General features: G+C 68.5%; 23 protein-coding genes and 4 tRNA genes. 21 read left to right on the forward strand and 6 right to left on the reverse strand.

Going from position 1 to position 21,354, the window contains the following annotated elements; genetic code table 11:
* Positions 1 to 27 precede the first annotated feature (27 nt).
* The gene (locus ACOQPQ_RS09995) at positions 28 to 948 is read left to right on the forward strand and encodes an SAM-dependent methyltransferase (RefSeq protein WP_420639295.1); all 921 of its coding nucleotides are present in this window, start codon (positions 28 to 30) and stop codon (positions 946 to 948) included.
* On the opposite strand, the gene ACOQPQ_RS10000 is transcribed toward ACOQPQ_RS09995, so the two are convergent.
* Complete coding sequence (locus ACOQPQ_RS10000) at positions 949 to 1,362, reverse strand: DUF6941 family protein (RefSeq protein ID WP_420639296.1); 414 nt, start codon at positions 1,360 to 1,362, stop codon at positions 949 to 951. It abuts the gene before it with no gap.
* A 123-nt stretch (positions 1,363 to 1,485) separates the two neighbouring features.
* On the opposite strand from ACOQPQ_RS10000, the gene acs reads away from it, so the two are divergent.
* Together acs and ACOQPQ_RS10010 are read left to right on the forward strand one after the other, a co-directional pair.
* Positions 1,486 to 3,444, forward strand: a complete 1,959-nt coding sequence (acs, locus tag ACOQPQ_RS10005) for an acetate--CoA ligase (RefSeq protein ID WP_420639297.1) — start codon at positions 1,486 to 1,488, stop codon at positions 3,442 to 3,444.
* Positions 3,445 to 3,936, forward strand: a complete 492-nt coding sequence (locus tag ACOQPQ_RS10010; RefSeq protein ID WP_420639298.1) for a hypothetical protein — start codon at positions 3,445 to 3,447, stop codon at positions 3,934 to 3,936. It abuts the gene before it with no gap.
* A 48-nt stretch (positions 3,937 to 3,984) separates the two neighbouring features.
* Here the strand turns inward: ACOQPQ_RS10010 and fdxA are convergent, their stop codons facing one another.
* From fdxA to ACOQPQ_RS10025, 3 genes are read right to left on the reverse strand one after another with little or no spacing between them, the layout of a single operon-like run.
* Positions 3,985 to 4,314 carry a ferredoxin gene (gene fdxA, locus ACOQPQ_RS10015; protein WP_420640391.1) on the reverse strand — a complete coding sequence of 110 codons (330 nt, stop codon included), beginning with the start codon at positions 4,312 to 4,314 and terminating at the stop codon, positions 3,985 to 3,987.
* The gene (locus ACOQPQ_RS10020) at positions 4,311 to 4,730 is read right to left on the reverse strand and encodes a hypothetical protein (protein ID WP_420639299.1); all 420 of its coding nucleotides are present in this window, start codon (positions 4,728 to 4,730) and stop codon (positions 4,311 to 4,313) included. Before ACOQPQ_RS10020 ends, fdxA begins: the two co-directional genes overlap by 4 nt.
* On the reverse strand, positions 4,727 to 6,370 hold the full coding sequence (locus ACOQPQ_RS10025) for a GMC oxidoreductase (protein ID WP_420639300.1): 1,644 nt from the start codon (positions 6,368 to 6,370) through the stop codon (positions 4,727 to 4,729). Before ACOQPQ_RS10025 ends, ACOQPQ_RS10020 begins: the two co-directional genes overlap by 4 nt.
* Positions 6,371 to 6,478: 108 nt before the next feature.
* Between ACOQPQ_RS10025 and ACOQPQ_RS10030 the strand changes: the two genes are divergently transcribed.
* The 9 genes from ACOQPQ_RS10030 to ACOQPQ_RS10070 all read left to right on the forward strand — a co-directional run bounded on the left by ACOQPQ_RS10030 (position 6,479) and on the right by ACOQPQ_RS10070 (position 16,119).
* Positions 6,479 to 7,063 carry a helix-turn-helix domain-containing protein gene (locus tag ACOQPQ_RS10030; protein WP_420639301.1) on the forward strand — a complete coding sequence of 195 codons (585 nt, stop codon included), beginning with the start codon at positions 6,479 to 6,481 and terminating at the stop codon, positions 7,061 to 7,063.
* 3 nt (positions 7,064 to 7,066) lie between these two features.
* Complete coding sequence (locus ACOQPQ_RS10035) at positions 7,067 to 8,428, forward strand: FAD-dependent oxidoreductase (RefSeq protein ID WP_420639302.1); 1,362 nt, start codon at positions 7,067 to 7,069, stop codon at positions 8,426 to 8,428.
* The gene (locus tag ACOQPQ_RS10040; protein WP_420639303.1) at positions 8,425 to 9,624 is read left to right on the forward strand and encodes a CaiB/BaiF CoA transferase family protein; all 1,200 of its coding nucleotides are present in this window, start codon (positions 8,425 to 8,427) and stop codon (positions 9,622 to 9,624) included. Before ACOQPQ_RS10035 ends, ACOQPQ_RS10040 begins: the two co-directional genes overlap by 4 nt.
* Positions 9,621 to 10,394 (forward strand): enoyl-CoA hydratase-related protein, encoded by a 774-nt coding sequence (locus tag ACOQPQ_RS10045; RefSeq protein ID WP_420639304.1) that lies wholly within the window; start codon positions 9,621 to 9,623, stop codon positions 10,392 to 10,394. Before ACOQPQ_RS10040 ends, ACOQPQ_RS10045 begins: the two co-directional genes overlap by 4 nt.
* 111 nt (positions 10,395 to 10,505) lie before the next feature.
* Positions 10,506 to 11,609, forward strand: coding sequence for a BMP family ABC transporter substrate-binding protein (locus tag ACOQPQ_RS10050; protein ID WP_420639305.1), 1,104 nt, complete (start codon positions 10,506 to 10,508; stop codon positions 11,607 to 11,609).
* 26 nt (positions 11,610 to 11,635) lie between these two features.
* A complete protein-coding gene (locus ACOQPQ_RS10055; RefSeq protein ID WP_420639306.1) occupies positions 11,636 to 13,183 on the forward strand; it encodes an ABC transporter ATP-binding protein in 1,548 nt (515 codons plus the stop codon).
* Complete coding sequence (locus ACOQPQ_RS10060; protein WP_420639307.1) at positions 13,180 to 14,226, forward strand: ABC transporter permease; 1,047 nt, start codon at positions 13,180 to 13,182, stop codon at positions 14,224 to 14,226. The genes ACOQPQ_RS10055 and ACOQPQ_RS10060 overlap by 4 nt, the downstream gene beginning before the upstream one ends.
* Positions 14,226 to 15,143 (forward strand): ABC transporter permease, encoded by a 918-nt coding sequence (locus tag ACOQPQ_RS10065; protein ID WP_420639308.1) that lies wholly within the window; start codon positions 14,226 to 14,228, stop codon positions 15,141 to 15,143. The genes ACOQPQ_RS10060 and ACOQPQ_RS10065 overlap by 1 nt, the downstream gene beginning before the upstream one ends.
* A 115-nt stretch (positions 15,144 to 15,258) precedes the next feature.
* A complete protein-coding gene (locus ACOQPQ_RS10070) occupies positions 15,259 to 16,119 on the forward strand; it encodes a M48 family metalloprotease (protein WP_420639309.1) in 861 nt (286 codons plus the stop codon).
* 190 nt (positions 16,120 to 16,309) lie between these two features.
* Here the strand turns inward: ACOQPQ_RS10070 and ACOQPQ_RS10075 are convergent, their stop codons facing one another.
* A complete protein-coding gene (locus ACOQPQ_RS10075) occupies positions 16,310 to 16,798 on the reverse strand; it encodes a YajQ family cyclic di-GMP-binding protein (protein WP_420639310.1) in 489 nt (162 codons plus the stop codon).
* 79 nt (positions 16,799 to 16,877) lie between these two features.
* On the opposite strand from ACOQPQ_RS10075, the gene ACOQPQ_RS10080 reads away from it, so the two are divergent.
* Both ACOQPQ_RS10080 and ACOQPQ_RS10085 read left to right on the forward strand, forming a co-directional pair.
* A tRNA-Tyr gene (locus ACOQPQ_RS10080) sits at positions 16,878 to 16,959 on the forward strand.
* Positions 16,960 to 17,037: 78 nt separating this feature from the next.
* Complete coding sequence (locus ACOQPQ_RS10085; RefSeq protein WP_420639311.1) at positions 17,038 to 18,225, forward strand: RtcB family protein; 1,188 nt, start codon at positions 17,038 to 17,040, stop codon at positions 18,223 to 18,225.
* 35 nt (positions 18,226 to 18,260) lie between these two features.
* Here the strand turns inward: ACOQPQ_RS10085 and ACOQPQ_RS10090 are convergent, their stop codons facing one another.
* Positions 18,261 to 18,761 carry a GNAT family N-acetyltransferase gene (locus ACOQPQ_RS10090; protein WP_420639312.1) on the reverse strand — a complete coding sequence of 167 codons (501 nt, stop codon included), beginning with the start codon at positions 18,759 to 18,761 and terminating at the stop codon, positions 18,261 to 18,263.
* A gap of 152 nt (positions 18,762 to 18,913) precedes the next feature.
* Between ACOQPQ_RS10090 and ACOQPQ_RS10095 the strand changes: the two genes are divergently transcribed.
* The 7 genes from ACOQPQ_RS10095 (at position 18,914) to nusG (ending at position 21,352) form a co-directional block, all read left to right on the forward strand.
* Positions 18,914 to 18,986 (forward strand) — tRNA-Thr (locus tag ACOQPQ_RS10095).
* A gap of 42 nt (positions 18,987 to 19,028) precedes the next feature.
* Positions 19,029 to 19,105, forward strand: a tRNA-Met gene (locus ACOQPQ_RS10100).
* A gap of 91 nt (positions 19,106 to 19,196) precedes the next feature.
* The gene (locus tag ACOQPQ_RS10105) at positions 19,197 to 19,793 is read left to right on the forward strand and encodes an RNA polymerase sigma factor (protein ID WP_420640392.1); all 597 of its coding nucleotides are present in this window, start codon (positions 19,197 to 19,199) and stop codon (positions 19,791 to 19,793) included.
* A gap of 2 nt (positions 19,794 to 19,795) precedes the next feature.
* Complete coding sequence (locus tag ACOQPQ_RS10110) at positions 19,796 to 19,996, forward strand: hypothetical protein (RefSeq protein ID WP_420639313.1); 201 nt, start codon at positions 19,796 to 19,798, stop codon at positions 19,994 to 19,996.
* Positions 19,997 to 20,089: 93 nt separating this feature from the next.
* Positions 20,090 to 20,162: transfer RNA gene (locus tag ACOQPQ_RS10115), tRNA-Trp, on the forward strand.
* A 45-nt stretch (positions 20,163 to 20,207) separates the two neighbouring features.
* Positions 20,208 to 20,513 carry a preprotein translocase subunit SecE gene (secE, locus tag ACOQPQ_RS10120; protein ID WP_420639314.1) on the forward strand — a complete coding sequence of 102 codons (306 nt, stop codon included), beginning with the start codon at positions 20,208 to 20,210 and terminating at the stop codon, positions 20,511 to 20,513.
* Positions 20,510 to 21,352, forward strand: a complete 843-nt coding sequence (gene nusG, locus ACOQPQ_RS10125) for a transcription termination/antitermination protein NusG (RefSeq protein WP_420639315.1) — start codon at positions 20,510 to 20,512, stop codon at positions 21,350 to 21,352. The genes secE and nusG overlap by 4 nt, the downstream gene beginning before the upstream one ends.
* Positions 21,353 to 21,354: the final 2 nt, after the last annotated feature.

Consider the following 21,354-nt stretch of genomic DNA (forward strand, 5'->3'; position numbering starts at 1 on the left):
ACCCCCTCCCCTCGCCATACTGGGCCCATGGGCTTCGCCGAGTTCATGGAACGGGCGCTGTACGACCCGGACCACGGGTTCTACGAGTCGGGCCGAGCCGGACGACGCCAGGGCCACTTCATCACCAGCCCCGAGGTGGGGCCGCTCTTCGGTGCGGTGGTGGCTCGAATGTTGGACCGCCGCTGGCAGGAGCTGGGCCGCCCCGCCCCGTTCACCGTGATCGATGCCGGTGCCGGGCCGGGCACCCTGGCCCGCACGGTGGCCAAGGCCGACCCGGGCTGCTCGCCGGCCCTGCAGTGGATCAACGTGGAACGCACCGCCGCCGGGCGGGCGGCCCACACGGTGGGGCGGTCACGCTCGGACCTGCCCCCAGGGCCGGTGACCGGCGTGATCCTGGCCAACGAGCTGCTGGACAACCTGCCCGTGCGCCTATTCGACGCCGATGGGCACGAGGTGGGTGACCAGCCACCCAGCCCCGAGGACCGCCTCACCCCCCGTCAGGACCACGCCGCCGCCTGGCTGGCCCAGTCCCTGTCGGTGGTGGACCGGGGCACGGTGGTGGTGATCGACTACACGAGCACCACCGAGTCGATGACCCGGCGACCCTGGCCCGAGTGGCTGCGCACCTACCGAGGCCACCAGCGGGGCGACGACCCCTGGACCGCCCCCGGCACCCAGGACATCACCTGCGAGGTGGCCCTCGACCAGCTCGCCGCCGTCCGCCCCCCCACCCGCGTCACCGACCAGGCCACCTGGCTGCGGGCCCACGGCATCGACACCCTGGTGGCCGAGGGCACCGCCGCCTGGCGGGCAGGCGCCGCCCGGGGGGACTTGGCCGCGCTGGCCGGTCGAAGCCGGGCCATCGAGGCCGAGGCCCTGTTGGATCCGTCGGGACTGGGCGGCTTCACCGTGGCCGAGTGGGACCGGCCCGCCCCGGCCGGCCCCTGATCAGGACTTGTTGCGGACCGCGGCCCGAAAGGACAGGGCCACCGGGTTGGATCCCTCGGCGTCCGGTTGGATGGCCACCTGATACCGGCCCGGCGTGGGCAACTTCATGGTGCGGAAGTCGGCCACGAAGGGCACATTCACCAGCTCGCCGGGGTCGTGGCCCGACCCCAGCTTGACCTGGAGTTCACCCACCATCTCGGCCAGCTTGCGCCCGTCGGCGTCCTCGATGCGCACCGTGATCTTGTGCGGATCCATGGCCTCGATCGGCGACATCTCCAGCACCAGGGCCAGCATCACCCCGGTGGGCGCGGGAAACGACTCCCGGTACACCCGGGTGATGCCCGCCGAACTCACGAACAACAGCCCCTCCCGCACCTGGGCAAAATCGCACAACGTCGCCACTCGAATGTCCATACCCGTCGTTCAGCCTCCTGCCCCAAACTGCATCACCCGATGACCATATCCCCTCCCACCCCCCAGGAAGTAGGCTCGACCGGGTTGGGGCCAAGGCCCGAAGCGAGCGGGAAGGCAAGGGCCATGTCGGAAGCGACCATCGAGGACTACTACGTCGAGGAGCGCACCTTCGCTCCCGACGCCGATTTCGCCGCGGCCGCTTTGGCCAACGACCGGTCGCTCTACGACGAGGGGGAGGCCGACTACGAGGCGTTCTGGGCCCGGCAGGCCCGTGAGCTGCTGAGCTGGGACACCGACTTCCACACCACGCTGGAGTGGGATCTGCCGTTCGCCCGGTGGTTCGTGGGAGGTGCCCTGAATGTGTCGTACAACTGCCTCGACCGCCACGTGGCCGCCGGCCGAGGCGACAAGATCGCCTTCTTCTGGGAGGGGGAACCGGGTGACACCCGCACCCTCACCTACGCCGAGTTGCTCCACGAGGTGGCCCGGTTCGCCAACGTGCTCAAGGGCCTCGGGCTGCAGGCGGGCGACCGGGTGGCCATCTACATGCCGATGATCCCCGAGTTGCCGGTGGCCATGCTGGCCTGCACCCGCATCGGGGTGGCCCATTCGGTGATCTTCGGCGGCTTCTCCCCCGACTCCATCGTCGACCGCTGCGAGGACGCCGAGGCCCGCCTCATCATCACCGCCGACGCGGGCTACCGTCGGGGCGCCCCCTCGTCGCTGAAACCCAACGTGGACGCCGCCCTCGCCCAAGGCGCCCCCTCGGTGGAGCACGTGGTGGTGGTGAATCGCTGCGACACCGACGTGGACATGGCCGAGGGACGAGACCTGTGGTGGCACGACCTCATGGCCGCCGCCGACGCCGACTGTCCCCCCGAGCCCATGGACGCCGAGGCCCTGCTCTATCTCCTGTACACCTCGGGCACCACCGCCAAGCCCAAGGGCATCATGCACACCACCGGGGGCTATCTCACCCAGGTGGCGTTCACCCACCGGTACGTGTTCGACCTCAAGCCCGACACCGATATCTACTGGTGCGCGGCCGACATCGGCTGGGTCACCGGCCACAGCTACATCGTGTACGGCCCCCTGACCAACGGGGCCACCTCGGTGATCTACGAGGGCACCCCCGACACTCCGGGGCGCGACCGACTGTGGGACATCGTGGAGCGCTACGGGGTCACCCAGCTCTACACCGCCCCCACCGCCATCCGCACGTTCATGAAGTGGGGCCACCAGGAGCCCGCCAAGCACGACCTGTCCAGCCTGCGAGTGCTGGGCACGGTGGGCGAGCCCATCAACCCCGAGGCCTGGATGTGGTACCACACCCACATCGGCGGCGGTCGCTGCCCCGTGGTGGACACCTGGTGGCAGACCGAGACCGGCGGGCACATGATCTCGCCGTTGCCCGGAGTGACCACCACCAAGCCGGGGTCGGCCACCCACCCCCTGCCCGGGGTATTCGCCGAGTTGGTGGACGACAACGGCCGCCCCGTGGCCACCGGCGGCGGCTACCTCACCATCACCCACCCGTGGCCCTCCATGCTGCGGGGCATCTGGGGGGACCCCCAGCGCTACCACGACACCTACTGGAGTCGGTTCCCGGGCCGCTACTTCGCCGGGGACGGGGCCAAAATCGACGACGACGGCTACCTGTGGCTCCTGGGCCGGGTGGACGACGTGATGAACGTGTCCGGCCATCGCATCTCCACCACCGAGGTGGAGTCGGCCCTGGTGGACCACCCCGCGGTGGCCGAGGCCGCGGTGGTCGGCGCCACCGACGACACCACCGGCCAGGCCATCATCGGCTATGTCATCCTGCGGGGCGGCCACGACGCCACCGACGAGTTGGGTGAGGAAATCCGTCAACACGTGGCGGTCAAGCTCGGGCCCATCGCCCGACCGAAGACGGTGGTGCTGGTGCCCGACCTGCCCAAGACCCGCTCGGGCAAGATCATGCGCCGCCTGCTGCGGGACGTGGCCGAGGGGCGCAGCCTGGGCGACACCACCACCCTGGCCGACCCCGCGGTGGTGGAGGAGATCCGCACCCGGGCCGCCGAGTCACCCCAAGAAGACTGAGTGGGCCCATCCGCGCCACCCGCCCACTGGACCTGGCGCGACCGGGCCCTCGACGGCGGCCGGGCCGTGATCGTGGACGTGGACGGGGTGATCTCCGACGCCGGCCACCGCCAGCACCTGGCCAACGCCCGCCGGTGGGACGACTTTTTCGACGCCGGGGCCGACGACACACCCCTCGAACCGGGGGTGGCCCTGGTGGAGGCGCTGGACCCCGATCTCGCCGTGGTCCTGCTCACCGCCCGTCCGTGGCGGCTGCTCGACGTCACGGTGCGCTGGCTGAAGGCCCACCGCCTCCGCTGGGATCTCCTGGTGCTGCGACCGCCCGCCAGTGCCACCTCGTCGCGGGCCTACAAGGCCGCCGAGGTGGACCGCCTCCGCAGCCACGGCTTCACCCTGCTGTGCGCCCTGGAGGACGACCCCCGCAACGTGGAGATGTTCACCGCCGCGGGCGTCCCCTGCGTCTACGTCCACTCCGGCTACTACGACCGCTGAGCATCCCCGCCCCTTCCCGATGCCGGTGGGCAGTCGGGGAGAAATCCCTCAGGGAGACGACCCGCTCGGCCAAGCAGCCACCACGGGATGATCGCCCTCGACGGCCTCCACGTGGGCCGCGCCGCCGGGTGCGTCCAGGCCGGTCACCCGAAAGAAGTCGGCGTTGACCTCGGTGAACCCCCGGTACTCGGCGGGAAGGAACTCCTCGGGATAGATGGCCTCCACCGGGCACACGGGCTCGCACGCACCGCAGTCGATGCACTCGTCGGGCTGGATGTAGAGCATCCTGCCACCCACATAAATGCAATCCACCGGGCACTTCTCCACGCAGGCGGCGTCCTTGACGTCGATGCAGGTGGGGCCGATGACGTAGGTCACGGGCACGCCCGGTAGCCGGGGTGCCGCTCGTACACCCGTTCCAGCAGGTCGAGATAGTCGGGCTCGTCGGCCACCGAGAAAGGGCGGGGCTGTTGGCCCGGATAACCGATCCGCTCGCGCACCTCCGGGCTCAGGTAGTAAGCGCCCACCACCGTGGTGGACAACACGGCAAAGCCCTCGGGTCGGGCCGAAGCCAAACCCCGCACGAATGCGTCCAGCCCCTCATCAGGGGCATTGTCCAGCAGGTTCAGGAGAGGCTCCCGCAGGGAGGGAACCGCGGCCAGACAACGGTCCAGCAGCTCCTCCGCCACCCCCACCGTGGACGCCGCGGGCATACCGTGACCCTCGGCGACCAGGACGTCGGCCATGCGGGCGAACCTCCGGCGGCGGGCGGCGGTCAGCCCGGCCCGGCTCACACCGGCACCTCCTGCGCGGTCCGGGTCTTGATCAGGTGGTCGGTCACCCGCAGCGCGTTGGCCATGATCGTCGCCGTGGGATTGGCCGATCCGCCGGTCACGAACACGCTGCCGTCGATCACGTAGAGATTGGCCACGTCGTGGGTGCGGCACCACCGGTCCACCACCGACGCACCAGGATCGTCGCCCATCCTCGCCGTACCCAGCACATGGCCGATGCCGGTGGGCCAGACGTCGCGCACCAGGGTGGACGACGCGCCCGCCGCCTGCGCCGCTTCGACCGCTCGGGCCACATTGAAATCCAGCATCCTGCGGGTGTTGCCCGACACCCGGTACTCGATGCGAGCGGCAGGCAGGCCCGACGAGTCGCTCGCCTCGCCGTCCAGGGTGACGCGATTGTCCTCCTCGGGGAGGTCCTCGGCCTGGATGCCCCAGGTGAAGGCGTGACCGAACACCTCGGCCGCGGCCCGGTGAAAGTTCGGGCCCCACACCGCCTCGAAGCCGTCACCCTGATGGGCCTGTTGGTACTCGGCCACGGCAAACATGGGCCCGCCGTGAGGCATCACCATCCACTTCGCGCCTCGAACGAAGTCCCGGTCGGCATCGGTCTCGGCGAACTCCAGCGAGTAGATGCTCTGTCCCCAGGGACCCAGCCAGCCGTCCAGCGGTTCCTCGCACACCGCAGCGACCGTCCGATAGGGGTGCTGCATGAGTCGGCGACCCACCAACCCCGACGAGTTGGCCAGGCCGTCCGGGAACCGCGTCGAGGCCGACAGCAACAACAGTCGGGCGGTGCCCACCGCGTTGGCGGCCAGCATCACGACCTGGCCCCGTTGGCGTCGCTCAACTCCGTCTCGATCCGCATAGACCACCCCGCACGCCCGACCCCGTTCGTCGAGGGCGATCTGCATGACGCGTGCCCCGGTCTCCAGGCGAACACCGGCGGCCATGGCCGACGGCCAGTGGGTGAGCGACGGCGTGGCCTTGGCATTTTCGGGACATCCCAACATGCACGTCCCCCGCCGCTGACACGCCTGCAGCGAGCCGTGGGGCCGCGAGGCGATGGCGTTGGCCCCCGGCCACCAATGCCATCCGAGCCGGTCCATGCCCTCGGCCGCCACCCGCCCGATCTTGCCGATGGGAATGGGGGGATTGGGATAAGGACCCAGGTCGGGCAGGGCAGGGTCACCGCCCAGGCCCGACACCGACATGTCCCTGGCCACCCGGGCGTAGGGGCCGGCCAGGTCAGCCCAGCCGATCGGCCAATCGTCGGCCACCCCGTCGAGGGATCGCACCCGGAAGTCGGAGGCCATCAGCGGCTGCCACATCGCCGCCCACTGCACCAGGCCACCTCCGACCCCGTTGTACATCACCGGGCGCACGTCGGCCTCTCCGGTCAACGGATAGTCGGCCGGCCCTCGTCGGGCGTTGGGATCGGGATTCCAGCGCTCGATCCAGGCAAGCTCCGCCTCGGGTTCCGCGCTCATGTAATCTGCCGGTCCCGTCCAGTCACCCTGCTCCAGGCAAACCACCCGGAAACCGGCGGCCCCCAGACGAGCGGCGGCCACCGACCCCGAGGCACCCGCCCCGATGATCACCACGTCCGATGGGTGATCTGATGGGTGGCTCTGCCTCACCATATTGAAATAATATAGTCTGTTGAAGGAAGCCATTCTCTCGTGGATGCAGAAGACGTGCACGCTCCCAACCCGAACACCCAGCGTTCCAACTGGCATGGGGGGCCACCCGTGGCCCGCCTCCATGCCGCCGATCGACCACCGCTCACCGTGCAGGTGGTGGGCAACGAGATCAAGCGGCTGCGCAAGCTTCAAGGGCGGACCCTCGAGGACCTGGCGTCGGCTTCGGGGGTCAGCGCCGGGCTGCTCTCTCAGGTGGAACGAGGCCAGGGCAACCCTTCCTTCAACACCCTGGTGCAGGTTGCCCACGCCCTCGGCATCCCCGTCGCCCGGCTGGTCGCCGGCGAGCAGATGACCTCGCCGGTGCTGCGACGCGAGGATCGGCGTCGGCTCAACCTCCCCCAGGACGAACTCGTGGTGGCCGAATTGCTGACCTCACGGCCCGACAGCGCTCTCGAGGTCATCCGCATCGTCACCGAGCCGGGCTACACCACCCAGGACACGCCGTTCGTACACGAAGGCGAGGAGTTCGGCATCGTCCTGGAGGGAACGCACGCCGTCAACGTGGGCGGCGTCCACTACGTGCTGCGAGCGGGCGATTCCATCTCCTACGACTCCACCATTCCCCACTGGTACGAGAACCCCGGCGAGTCCACCTCGGTGTCGCTGTGGGTGGTGACCCCACCGAGCTTCTGAACGATGGATGCCCGCGTCACCCGGCCCGCCGCCGACGCTCCGGTTGTTGCCCAGAGCGACGTGGTGGTGGTGGGCGGAGGACCGGCCGGATTGGCGGCCGCCGTCTCCGCCGCTCGCCAAGGGGCGAGCGTGACACTGCTGGAGCGCTACGCCCACTTGGGCGGTCTGGCGGCCGGAGGCATGGTGCTGGTTCTGGACGACTTCGCCGACGGAGCCGAGGAAATCACCGTGCGCGGTCTGGCCCAGGAGTTGGTGGATCGCCTGGACACCCTCGGGCTGGCCGTGTACCCGCCCCCCGAGGACAGGGTGCTGTCCGACGCGATGTGGAATCGCTGGTCTCGCTTCGGGGTGTTCGACCTTTACGCCAAGGGGTCCAAGAAGTCGATTGTGTACGCCGTGGCCTTCGATCCCGACGGGTGGAAGCGGGTGGCCAACGACCTGGTGGAGGAGGCGGGCGTCAACCTCCGGCTCCACTCGTGGTACTCGGCGCCCATCATGAATGGCGACACCATCTCCGGGGTCATCTGCGAAACCAAGACCGGCCCCCAGGCCGTCCTGGGCGACGTGGTGATCGACGCCAGCGGCGACGCCGACGTGGCCGCCACCGCGGGCGCGCCCTTCGTGGAGGGCTCGTACATGGTGACCACGGTCTTCCGGCTCGGCAATGTCGACACCGACACCGCCGATCACTTCGAGCGATCCCAGCCCGCCGAGTGCCACCAGGTGAACCGCGAGGCGCGCCGCATCCTGGGCGGTTCGTGGGCCATGTGGTGGTTGAAGACCCCCCTGCCCGGCGTGGTGTGGTGCAACTGCCCGCACATGACCGGCTACGACGGTCTGCGGGTGGAAGATCTCACCGCCGCCGACCGAGAGGGGCGCAAGAAGATCGCCGGACTGCTGGAGTACGTGCGCGGCCACTATCCGGGGTTCGAGAGGGCGGTGGTGATCGACGTGGCCCCCCAGATCGGCGTCCGCCAATCGCGCCTCATCGAGGGGGAGTACGTCGTGACCAAAGAAGACGTGGTCGATCGGGTGCACTTCGCCGACAGCGTGGCCCGCGGTCGGGGCTACTACACCCCGTATCGGGCCATGCTGCCGCAGGGCGTGGAACAGCTCCTGGTGGCCGGCCGCCACTACTCGGTGACCCCCGAAGCCCAGAAGCTCTCCCGGGAGATCCCTCCCTGCATGGCCATGGGTGAAGCCGCAGGCACGGCCGCGGTCGAGGCCTTGGGCGCCGGGGTTGCCGTCCGCAAGGCCGACGTGACCGCGGTGCAGCGCCGACTGCGCCGCCAGGGCGCCGATCCGGGGGACGTCCCCTCCCCTCGGGCGCGACCGGCAGTTGCTCCGGCCAAGGGGTGCCCGTGAGCGGCCCGGTCGCCGAGAGCAGCTCGGCCCAGCCGCTGGACGGGATCAGGGTTCTGGACTTCTCCCAGATCATGATGGGCCCGGTCGCCACCCAACTCCTGGCTGACCACGGGGCCGACGTGTTGAAGATCGAGCGGCCCGGCAGCGGCGACATCTTCCGCCAGGCCCTGGATGATCCCGACGGAGCCGAGCACCCGGCCTTCGGCGCGGTGAACCGCAACAAGCGCAGCCTGGTGATCGACGTCCGCCGACCGGAGGGCCTGGCCCTCATCCACGAACTGGTGACCGCGGCCGATGTCGTGGTCAACAACTACCGACCGGGCGTGATGGACCGTCTCGGTCTGGGCTACGAGCGACTGTCGGAAATCAACCCTGGCATCATCTTCGCCCAGGGCACCGGCTTCGGAACCACCGGGGTGTACGTACACAAGGGCGGTCAGGACATCCTGGCCCAAGCCCTCACCGGAGCCATGGCGCACAAGGCCGACGCCGACCATCCCACCGCCATCTACCCCATCTCGCTGGCCGACTACACCGCCGGAATGCACATGGTGCAGGGCATTCTCATGGCGCTGCTGCAACGGGCTCGCACCGGGCGAGGCCGGCAAGTGGAGGTCTCCCTGTACGACTCTCTGCTGGCCATGCAGATTCTGGAGGCCACCATGGCGTTGATGGGTCGCGGCTCCCTGAATTGGGCCCGACTCCCTCTGGTGGGCACCTTCGCGGCGTCCGACGGCGAGATCGTCCTGGTGGGCGCCTTCAAGGAGAATCCCCTGCGCGACATCTGTTCCGCCCTGGACCTGCCCGACCTCTCGACCGAGCCCGAATTCGCCACCATGGCCGACCAAGCCGCCCACCGGCCCCGTCTCCAGGCGCTGCTCGCCGAGGCCATCGGCCGGTTCACCGTGGGCGAGACCGTCGGGCGTCTCGAGGCCCAAGACGTGCTCTGCGCCCCGGTACGAACCCTGGGCGAGGCCCTCGAAGACCCCCACACCACCCCGATGATCCTGGAGGTGGACCGGCCGGGACGAGCGCCGCTCCGTTCCTTGGCATCGCCGGTCCACCTGTCGGATGCGCCGGCCGCGGTGCGGCACCCACCGCCCGGCCTCGGCGAAGGAGCGGTCGAGGCCCTGGGCGACTACGGCATCGACTCCCGGCGCGTGGATGAGTTGACGGCCGCCGGAGTTCTGTCATGAGCATTGATCTCGTCGTGTCCGACCATGTCGCCCGGGTGACGATCAACCGTCCGGAGCGGCTCAATGCCATCGACGAGACCCACCAGGATGAACTGCTGCGGACCTGGGAGGCCATCGAAGCCGACCGGTCGGTGCGGGCGGTGGTGCTCACCGGGGCCGGTGACCGCGCCTTTTGTGCCGGTGACGACATGCACGCCGAGGGCGCCACCGACCTCGACTACTGGCTGCGCCCCCGACGAGACGGCTTCGGCCACTTGCCCCTGCGCCAGTCCCTGGACGTGCCGGTGTTGGCCAGGGTCAACGGCTACGCCCTCGGTGGGGGCCTGGAACTCGTGGTGGGATGCGATTTGGCGGTGGCCTCGGAGGACGCCGTGCTGGGCTTCGTGGAACCCCGTCTGGGTCGCCTTCCGCTGGACGGGGGAATCGTCACGCTGGCCCGACAACTTCCCGCCAAATGGGCCATGGAGATCCTGCTGACCGGCAAGCGACTGAGCGCGGCCGAAGCGCTGTCCTTGGGCCTCGTGAACGAGGTCGTTGCCGCGTCGGACCTCGACGCCGCCGTGGATCGCTGGTTGGAGCACCTGCTGGCCTGTGCCCCCCTGTCGCTGCGGGCCATCAAGCAGATCATTCGCCGAACCGCCCACATGTCCCCGGCCGACGCCCGCATGGCCAACCTGCCGGCCCTGATCGAGGTACTGACCTCTTCCGACTGTGACGAGGGGATTCGCTCCTTCACCGAGAAGCGGGCCCCCAACTGGGAGGGCCGTTGAGTGACCCCGCCCCCGGCCCGCTGAACCGGTGCCGCCTTCGCCCGGCCATTTTTTGATTTCCTGAAGATTTATAGTATAGTGAACTCACTGCTCGACGCAGGGAGGGATCTGATGAGATATCGACTCAAGTTCGCCGTCATGGTGCTGCTGCTCACCCTGGTTGGCGCCGCCTGCGGGAACGATGACGACGGAGGAACGGCCACCCCCGATCCCGCCCCGGCCCCGACGGAAGCCCCCACCGAGGCCCCGGCACCGGAACCGGAGCCCGACGAGGAGCCCACGGCTGCGCCGGCCGAGGCGCCCACGGTGGCCCTGGTGGTCAACCAGAGCGCAGGCGACCTCGGCCCGATCGACGACCTCGTGCGGGGTCTGGAACTGGTGGAAGCCGATTTCGGCGCCGACACCACCTTCATCGAGGCCCTTGATCCTTCGACGTTCGAGACGACGTTGCGCAACCTGGCCAACCAGGGCACCGACATCATCGCCGTGACGTTTCCCCCCATGCAGGAAGCCGTCACCATCGTGGCCCCGGACTACCCCGACACCCGCTGGATCCACATCTTCGGCTTCGAGGGCGGCGTGGACAATCTCGTCTCGATCGGTTTCGACTACTACAAGGGCACGTACCTGGCGGGCATTCTGGCCGGGGCCCTGAACACCACCGGCAAGGTGGGGTTCGTGGGCGGCGCCTCCATCCCGCCCCTGAACGCCGACTACAACGCGTTCGTGGCTGCGGCCCAGGACAAGAACCCCGACATCACCGGAGAAGCGGCGTTCGCCGACTCCTTCGAGGATCCGGCCAAGGGTCGGGAACTCGGCGCCGCCCTGTACGACGACGGGGTGGACATCATCATGACCGACGCCGCCGCCACCGACCTCGGCGTCATCCAGGCCGCAGAGGAAAAAGGTGGCTACGTGATCGGCGGCTCGGAGAACTACTTCGACAGTTCGGCCGTGATCGGCAGCGTCCTGTTGTACTGGGCCGACGTCCTCTACAGCCAGGTGGAGCACGCCCTCAGCGACGACTACACCCCGGGCTACGTCGGCGCCGGAGTGGCCGAAGGCGGCGTCGATCTGCTCATCAATCCTGCTTTTCTCGACGACGGGCCGTCCGAGATGGTGGAGATCATCCAGGCCACCCTGGGCGAGATCGACCAGGCTCGGTCGCAGATAACCGATGGCACCCTCGAGGTACCGTTCAACCCGGAACTCTGAACTTCAGGGCCGATACCCTCGCCTCGATGGCCGAGCCCCCCGGACCGGCTCCCACCGGAAGCCCGGTGATTCGCTGCCGGTCGCTGGGCTTGTCCTTCGGGGCGGTGCGGGCCCTGCACGATGTGAACCTCGACCTGGTACCGGGGAGGATTCATGCGCTGGTCGGCCAGAACGGCGCGGGCAAGACCACGCTGGCCAAGCTGTTGAGCGGCCTTGCGGTTCCGGACACCGGTGGCGTCGGGATTGCCGGGCGCACGATCCCACCCGGCAGCGTCCGGGCCACTCGGGCGGCCGGGCTGGCCATGGTGCACCAGCACTTCTCGTTGCCACCGTCGTTCACGGTGGCCGAGGCCCTCGAGCTGACCGACCCCCGCCCGAGGGGTCGTCCCGTCTACCGACGCGCCGAGTTGCACCGGCGTTGGCGGGCCGTTTCCGAGGAGATCGAATGGCCCCTGTCCACCCGTATTCGTGACCTTCCCGTCGAGGCCCGCCAGTCGCTGGAAATCGCTCGGGCCCTGGCCACCGACGTACGGATCCTGCTCCTGGACGAGCCCACCGCCCTGTTGACGCCGCCGTCCATCGACCGGCTCTTCGAGCGACTGCGACGCTTGCGCGACGACGGGGTCACCGTCCTGGTCGTGTTGCACAAGCTGCGGGAAGTGGCTGCGGTCGCCGACACGGTCAGCGTCCTGCGCGACGGAGCGTTGGTGCTGGGCCCGATGGAGATGGCGGAGACCTCGCTCGGCCACATCAGCGACGCCATTGTGGGACCGGCGTCCGGGGCCGAGCGCGCCATCCACCTGGAAGGTCGAACCGGAGCCGAACAGCACGCGTTGCTGGAGATGACCGGCGTCTCCACGAAGAAGTCGGCATTCGAGCCCGGACTCGCCGACATCCACCTCCGGGTCTCGACCAATGAGATCGTGGGCATCGCCGGCGTGGAGGGGAACGGCCAGCGGAGCCTGGTCTCCGCCATCGCGGGGCTGACCGGCGTGGCCGAGGGGTCGGTGCGCCTCGGCGGGCGAGAGGCAACCCGGGATTCTCCGACGAAGAGAAGACTGCACGGCCTGCGGCTCGTGCCCTTCGACCGCAACAGCGAGGGCATCAGCCGTAGTGCCCCCCTGTGGCTGAACCAGACTGTTCTCCAACTCATCGGCGGTCGCCGGTGGCGATCCCCGTTGGTTTCCCTGCGCCGGCGCAAGCGACTGGCCGCCGAGGCCATGGACCTGTGGCGGGTGCGCTACGACTCGGTGGGTCAACCGGCCGACAGCCTGTCCGGGGGCAACGTGCAGCGCCTCATCTTGTCCCGCGAGTTGGCACCGGGGCTGGAGCTGTTGGTGGCCGCCCAACCCACTCGGGGCCTGGACTTTGCCGCCACCGAGTTCGTGCGCCGCTCCCTGCGCGGCCTGCGGGACGCCGGGGCCGGCGTGCTGCTGGTGTCCTCCGACCTCGATGAACTCCTCGAGCTCTCCGACCGCCTGCTCGTCATGTACGGCGGTCGCCTGGCCGCGAGCTTCGAGGCGCCCTTTGATCGCCAGGCCGTCGGCGACGCCATGACCGGGACACTGCGGTGACCGAGCCCTTGCGCCGTCTGGTGAACACCGTTGCCCTGGTGGTCGTCTCGTTCCTGGTGACGGCGTTGATCCTGCGGGTGAGCGGCTACCCCGTGGGCGACGTGTTCTCCGGCATCGTCGAAGGGGCGATCACCGGTACCGGTGCGACCACGTCGACCATCCGGTGGTCGATCCCCCTGCTGTTGATCGCCCTGGGAGTGGTGATCGGTTTCCGGGCCGGCTACTTCAACATCGGCGGCCAGGGGCAATTCTACGTGGGGGCCTGCGCCGCCTTGGCGGTCTCGCTGGCCTGGCGCGAGGGCCCCGCCCCGCTGGTGACCCTGTGCGGAGTGCTGGCCGCCATGGGCGCCGGGATGGCCTGGTCACTGTTGCCCGGCTACCTCCGTGTGCGCTTCGGCACCGACGAGGTGCTGACCACGCTGATGATGAGCTTCATCGGTGCGCTGGTGCTTCAGTACCTGACAGCCGGGCCACTCCGCAATCCCGCGGGCACGGGCCAGACGGCCGCCAGCGAGCGCATACCCGAGTCCCTGCGCATCACCGACGGCACCGGTGTCTCGCTCACCGCCCTGTTGCTCGTGGGCGGGGTGACCGTTCTGGTGTGGCTGTTGTTGGACCGGACCCGATTCGGGTTGACCATGACCCTGGTCGGGCGCAACCCCACCATGGCCCGCTGGCAAGGCATCAACGTGGGCCGGGTCGGCCTGGTGGCCTTCGCCCTGTCGGGCGTGCTGGCCGGACTGGCGGGCGCCGTGGAGCTGTACGGTCCGGGGGCCCGCCTGGTCACCGGATTCTCGCCGGAAGTGGGCTTCACCGCCATCGTGGTGGCCCTCGTCGGACTGCTGAACGTCTGGGGCACGGTGGTGGCCGCGGTCTTCTTCGGCGGGTTGCAGTCGGCCATTTTGTTCCTGCCCATCGTGACCGATCTTCCGCCCCCGGCCCTGGTGTTGCTGCAGGGGGTGGTGGCCTTTCTCGTGACCGTCAGGATCCGATCCGTGCGACGGGGACGAGCGGGGATCGCCACGGAAACCCTGACCGCCTGATGGAACAGATCCTGGCCACCACCATTCGCTCGGCCGCTCCGCTCGTGCTGGTGGCCATGGCCGGGGTGTTCGCCTTCCGAGCAGGCATCTTCCATCTGGGGCTGGAAGGGCTGATGATCACCGGAGCATTCACCACGGTGGCCGTCGGCGAGGCCACCGGGTCGGTGGAGTTCGGCATCCTGGCCGCCATCGGGGTGTGCATGGCCCTATCCGTGCTGTACTGGTGGGTGATCGGCCCCCTCGGAGCCAATGTGATCATCGCCGGCTTGGGACTCACCTCCATCGGCCTGGGCGGCACCGCGTTCGCGCTCGGGGCCATCTACGACCAGCGGGGCTCCCTGTTCACCGACACCGTCCTGCCCCGACCGGTGAGCGGGATCACGTCGGGCCCCGGAATCATCATCTCGGACCAGTCCATCCTGGTGTGGCTCACCCCGCTGATCGTGCTGGCCGCGTGGGTGGTGTTGCGACGCAGCCGCTTCGGCCTTCGGCTCGCCGCCGCCGGTGAGTACCCGTTCGCGGCGCGTTCTCTGGGGGTGAGCCCACAGATCATCAAACTGCAGGCGTTGCTCATTGCCGGTGCCCTGTGCGCCCTCGGAGGTGCCGAGCTGTCGGTGGGCGCGCTGCGCAACTTCACCGAGAACATGACCAACGGCCGCGGGTTCATCGCCTTCGTGGCCGTGATCTTCGGGGCCTGGCACCCCATCGGCTCGGCCCTCGCCGGACTGTTCTTCGGTCTCGCCGACGCCATCGGCATCCAGTCGCAGATCAACGTCACCGAGCGGGTGCCGCGGGAGTTCGTGCTGATGATCCCCTTCGTGCTCACCATCTTCGCCGTCTGGCTGGGCGGGCTCTGGCGACGCCGGTCCCTGGAGGCCGAGGCGGGCTACGCCGAACTGCGAGAACCCGACCACTGAGGCTTCGGCCAAAGGGCGACGCCGGGGATGAGCACGGGGGGCACAACGGTTCCTTGCCGCGCGGACTTCGCCTTCGGATATCCTCACAGGAGATCGAAAAGGGGCAGTACGAAGCATGAACACGGTCAAGACGATCTTTCTGTTGGTTCTGATGGCGGCGCTGTTCGTGGGCGTCGGCGCACTGTTGGGGGGTAGCGGCGGATTGGCCATCGGCATCATCCTGGCCGTGCTCGTGGTGGGCGGGTCGTACTGGTTCAGCGACAAACTGGCCATCGCCTCGGCCCGGGCCGTGCCGGTCACCCGGGAGCAGCTTCCCGAGTACTACCGGATCATGGAGGACCTCACCGTCAAGGCGGAGATCCCCATGCCCAAGCTGTACGTCAGCCCCAACCCCCAGCCCAACGCCTTCGCCACCGGCCGCAACCCCAAGCACGCCGCGGTGGCCGTCACCGAGGGGCTCATCAACCACCTGAGCTGGAACGAGATCCGGGGGGTGCTGGCCCACGAGCTGGCCCACATCCGCAACCGCGACATCCTCATCGGTTCGGTGGCCGCGGCCATCGCCATGGCCATCACCTTTGCCTCCCGGGTGGCGGTGTGGGGGATGATCTTCTTCGGCGGGCGGGGCCGCGACCGGGGCATGGGCGATTTGGCGGGTGTGCTGATCGCCGCCCTCTTGGCCCCCATCGCCGCCAGCCTGATCCAGATGGCCATCAGCCGGACTCGGGAGTACCAGGCCGACGCCTCGGCCGCTCGCCTGATCGGCGACGGCGAGCCCTTGGCCCGGGCGTTGGAGAAGCTGAACAGCGCCTCCCAGCGCATCCCGGTCAACGTGCCGGTGGAGCAGGCCTCGCACTACATCGTCAACCCGCTCACCGGCCGGGCCCAATTCCGCAACCTGTTCAGCACCCACCCCCCCGCCGAAGAGCGCATCCGCCGCCTCCGCGCCGGCGAATGGGCCCCCCAGCCCTACTAACCCACCAAGGCCCACAAAATCCTACGTTTGGGCCTTCCACCCCTGTCATTAGGATTTTCCCAGCCACAAAATCCTACGTTTGGGCCTTCCACCCCTGTCATTAGGATTTTCCCAGCCACAAAATCCTACGTTTGGGCCTTCCACCCCTGTCATTAGGATTTTCCCAGCCACAAAATCCTACGAATGGGGATCACTCTCGGAAGTTGCCGAACTGGAGGGGGATGGCGAAGTCGGCTTCTTTGAGGGCGGCGATCACCTCCTGGAGCATGTCCCGCTTCTTGCCGCTGACCCGGAGCTGACCGCCCTGGGTCTGCGAGGACACCCCCTTCATGCCCAAGCCCTTGATGAACTTGTTCAGCTCTCGGGCCTTGTCGGCGGAGATGCCCGCGGCCAGGGCGGCCTCCTGCCGGACGGTGCCGCCCGCGGCGTCGGCCACCGGACCGTAGGTGACCCCCTTCAGCGACACCTTGCGCCGCACCAGCTTCTCCTCCAGCACCTGGCGGGCGGCGGCCAACCGGTCCTCGGTGGACGACCGCAGGGCGATGACCCCCTCGCCCAGCGAAACCTCGCTGTCGGTGCCCTTGAAGTCGTACCGGCCGGCGATCTCCCGAGCCGCCTGATCCACCGCGTTGCGAACCTCCTGCATGTCCAACTCCGAGGACACATCAAACGTCGGCATCCCCCCACGCTACCCCACCGGGGGAACGGGAAATCGAGTAGGGGGGTGGGCGGCGGGGCCGGTAGGGTTGGGCCTCGTTGGGTCGGTGCCCGAGCGGCCAAAGGGAACGGGCTGTAAACCCGTCGGCATTGCCTTCGGAGGTTCAAATCCTCCCCGGCCCACTCAGTTTCATCGCCAGGTTGGTGTGGCTGCGCCGAGCAGTTCACCCCCGCCCGGATCCGCTTGGGAGGAGTACGGTCATGGGCACTGCGCCCGTCGAGATCAACGCCGGCAGCGACGCCACCGTGCTGAGTTGGGTCCTCGACGCCGACCCCGGCACCGTGCAACAGGCCCAGCGCACCGCCCGCAGCCCGGTGGTGTCCGGTCCCCTGGCCCTCATGCCCGACGCCCACGTGGGCGTCGGTTCCACCATCGGTTCGGTCATCCCCACCGAAGCGGCCATCATCCCCGCCGCAGTCGGGGTGGACCTCGGCTGCGGCATGTCCGCCATCCGCACCACCCACACCGCCTCCCAGCTTCCCGACGACCTCCACTCGTCGCTGGACGCCATCGCCAACGCCGTCCCCGCGGGGTTCGAGAGCCATGACGAGGCCACCCCGCAGGCCCGGGACTGGCTGCGGGCCAACCCGCTGCCCGACAAGAAGGCCGTGGCCAACAAGGCCAAGGAGAAGATGGGGATTCAACTGGGCACCCTCGGCGGAGGCAACCACTTCATCGAGTTGAGCCTCGACAACGACGACAACGTGTGGGTGGTGTTGCACTCCGGGAGCAGGGGCATCGGCAACATGCTGGCCACCTCCCACATCAAGACCGCCCAGAAGACCTGCAAACAACAAGGCCGTGACCTCGAGGACAACGACCTCGCCTACTTCACCGACGCCGACGACGGTTTCGCCCCCTACGTGGCCGACATGCTGTGGGCGCAGAGCTACGCCAAGGCCAACCGCAAGCTGATGGCCGACGCGGTGCTGCGCGCCCTTCGGTCCGCCACTGGGCTGGCGTTCGACGAGGCCGACCGGGTGGACTGCCACCACAACTACGCGGAGAAGGAAACCCACCACGACAAGACCCTGTGGATCACCCGCAAGGGCGCCATCCGGGCGGGGCCCGGCGACCGGGGCGTCATACCCGGGAGCATGGGCGACGACACCTACATCGTCACCGGCAAGGGCTGCGCCGCCTCGTACCACTCCTCGGCGCACGGTGCCGGGCGGCTGATGAGTCGCCGTCAGGCCAAGCGTGAGATCAACGTCGACCAACTCATCGAGGACATGGCCGGTCGAACCTGGCAGGCGGGCAAGGCCGAGCGCCTCCTCGATGAGGCCCCCACCGCCTACCGGAGAATCGCCGACGTGATGGCGGCCCAGCAGGAACTGGTGGACGTGGACCACAAGCTCACCGCCGTGCTCAACTACAAGGGCTGCTGACCACCCCCTCCGGGAGGCAGCACCGAGGGACCGATTCAGTCCGCCAGCATGAGCTGCATGACGCTCACGTCCAGCCAGCGGCCGAACTTGCGGCCCACCTGGCGTTCGGTGCCCACCAGCTCAAACCCCACCGAACGGTGAACGGCCACCGACGTCTCGTTGCCCCCGGAAATCCGGGCGATCACGGTATGGAAGCCGTGACTCTTGGCCAGCCCGACCAGTTCCTCCAGCAACGCCCGCCCGATGCCCTGCCCCCGATGGTCACGATGGACGTACACCGAGTTTTCCACCGTGGTGTTGTAGGCCGGTCGAGTGTGGAAGGGCGACAGCGAGGCGAACCCCAACACCGTGTGGTCATCGCCGTCGGGAGTGGCCACGATCACCGCATGCACTCCGGCGCGGTCCTGCAGCCAGGTGCGCTGGTCGGCCAGGGTCCGCGGGGCCAACTCGAAGATGCTGACCCCGTTCAGAATCTCGTGATTGACGATTTCGAGGATGCCCTCGGCATCGGCCAGCCGGGCCGCACGAATCGCCACGACCAGCACGCTACCGTCCGACACCGGCCCGATCCCGCCTTCCGCCCACTCCTCCGACACCGGTCCAATCCGGTTTTCCGGTCACCGGGTGGCGTGGCATGATGGGAGACTGCAGGAGGCGGACCCTGGCGTCGGCCTCCTCGGTTTCATTCGCCTCCTTAGCTCAGTCGGCAGAGCGTTTCCATGGTAAGGAAAAGGTCGAGAGTTCGATTCTCTCAGGAGGCTCCGGCTCCCTCCGACGGCGATCCGCCGCTCAGGGGAGCCCGGGGCGGCGTAGCTCAGTCGGTAAGAGCGCTCGACTCATAATCGAGAGGTCGCCAGTTCGAGTCTGGCCGCCGCTACCACCCCCTCTTTCCCACCCTCGGGGCAGCAGATAGGCTCGCCCCCATCGAACCTGCACGATCCCGTGAGCCGCTTTCCGAGGACGCCACGTTGGTGGAGGCCGCCCGCCGGGGCGACCGTGACGCCTTCAACGAGCTGGTGCGGTCCACCTACCGGGACATCTACTCCCTGGCCTACCGCCTCACCGGGAACCGGGACGACGCCGCCGACGTGGTGCAGGATGCCTACGTGCGGGCCTACCGGGCCATCCGCCGCTTCCGAGGCGATTCCAGCTTCTCCACCTGGATGTACCGCATCACCTACAACTGCGCCTCCTCCAGCTTGAGCCGCCGGTCCCGGCAACGCACCGAGGAACTCACCGACGACACCCCCATCGTGGACGTGCGACCGGAGCAGGATCCGACCCTGCGAGCCGAAGCGGCCGCCCTGCGCCACCACATCGACAAGGCCATCAAGGCCCTCCCCGAGCGACTGCGCCAGGTGGTGGTGCTGCGCGACCTGCACGACCTCACCCACAGCGAGATCGCCGCCGAGTTGGGCATCACCACCTCGGCGGCCAAAGTACGACTCCACCGGGCCCGCCAGCGGCTTCGCGCCGCCCTGCAGCGCACCACCGAACCGGAGGCCGCCATGGCCGCCGTGGTGCCTGCTGACCGCTCCCCGGCCTCGCCCCCGGATAGGGCCTCGTGAACATGGACGCCACCCGCGTGTTGGGCGAGCGGTCCTCGCCTTCTCGGCGCCGCCCTCCGGCCGAAGCGCCCCCCACCCTGCTGTGGAAGGTCATGGCCCGCCTCGACTCCTACGACCGGCGTCGCCTCCTGGCCAAACGCTGGCTGGCCGCCACCACCCTGGCCGCGGCCACCATCGCCATTCGCCGCCGGTTCCGCCGCTGACCGAACCCATCGCCCCCTGATCCAACACCGGCGGTTTTGCATTGCGGGTGGCAAGGCCGAGCACGGTAGCCTTGACGGACCCCTGACGAACAAAGGGCAGTGGCTCAATTGGTAGAGCACCGGTCTCCAAAACCGGCGGTTGGGGGTTCGAGTCCCTCCTGCCCTGCGTAAGCAATCCCGTCTCCGTCGTGCCGGGCGCACTGGAACCATCATGAGCGATCTCAACCGACAACAGAAGCGGATGGCCCAAAAGCAGGGCTTCGTCGACGAGCAAGGCGACCCGGTCCGCGAACGCCGTCAAGCCCGGAACCAGCCCCGCCCCGGCGAGGAGCGGGTGGGCCCGGTGCAATTCATGCGCGAGGTCCGGGGTGAACTCCGCAAGGTGTCGTGGCCTCGGCGCGAAGAGGTGGTCAACTACTCCATCGTGGTGCTGGTGGTCCTCGTGCTGCTGACCGGGGCCATCGGCCTGCTCGACTGGGGCTTCAGCGAAGCCATCCTGAAATTGTTCGACCGATGAGCCTTGAGGTAGACGAAACCGAGATGACTGCCACCACCGACACGATCGCGCCGCAAGCCGAGCCGGTCGACGCCGCCGAAGCTGCCGCCGCCCTGCTGCCCACCGGGCCGGGGGCCCCGCCCGAAACCGACGACGATGTCCGCCTGGATCACACCGACTTGCCCGAGGCCGAAGCCACGTTGCCCGAGGCCCGCACCGACTTGCCCGAGGCGGACGCCGAGGTCATCGACGCCGAGGCGTTGATCTACGAGAAGCCCGAGGACGAGGGCGAAACCATCAGCCCTTACGACATGCCGGGAAAGTGGTACGTGGTCCACACCCAATCGGGCTACGAGAACAAGGTGCAACAGAACATCGAGGCCCGGCGCAAGACCATGGCCGTGGAAAGCCACATCCACGAGACGGTCATTCCCATGGAAGACGTGGTCGAGGTCAAGGCGGGCAAGAAGGTCACCACCAAGAAGAAGATGTTCCCCGGCTATCTGCTGGTTCGAGCCGAGATGAACGACATCTCCTGGGACGTCATCCGCAACACCCCGGGCGTGACCGGCTTCGTGGGGCACGGCCCCCGAGGCAGCAAGCCCTCGCCCCTCAAGCGCAAGGACGTGGAGAACTTTCTCCAGGTCAAGACCGACGGGGAGCAAACCGTGCGTCGCACCAAGCCGCGGCTGCTCTACGAGGTGGGGGAGACCATCCGGGTCAAAGAGGGGCCTTTTGCCGACTTCTCCGGCGAGGTGGCCGAAATCAACGAAGACCAGCTCAAGGTCAAGGTGCTGGTCAACATCTTCGGCCGGGAGACCCCGGTCGAACTCGAGTTCTCCCAAGTCGCCAAGCTGTAAGG

Origin of the sequence: Candidatus Poriferisocius sp., assembly GCF_965219775.1 — a bacterium.
Taxonomy (GTDB): domain Bacteria; phylum Actinomycetota; class Acidimicrobiia; order Acidimicrobiales; family Bin134; genus Poriferisocius.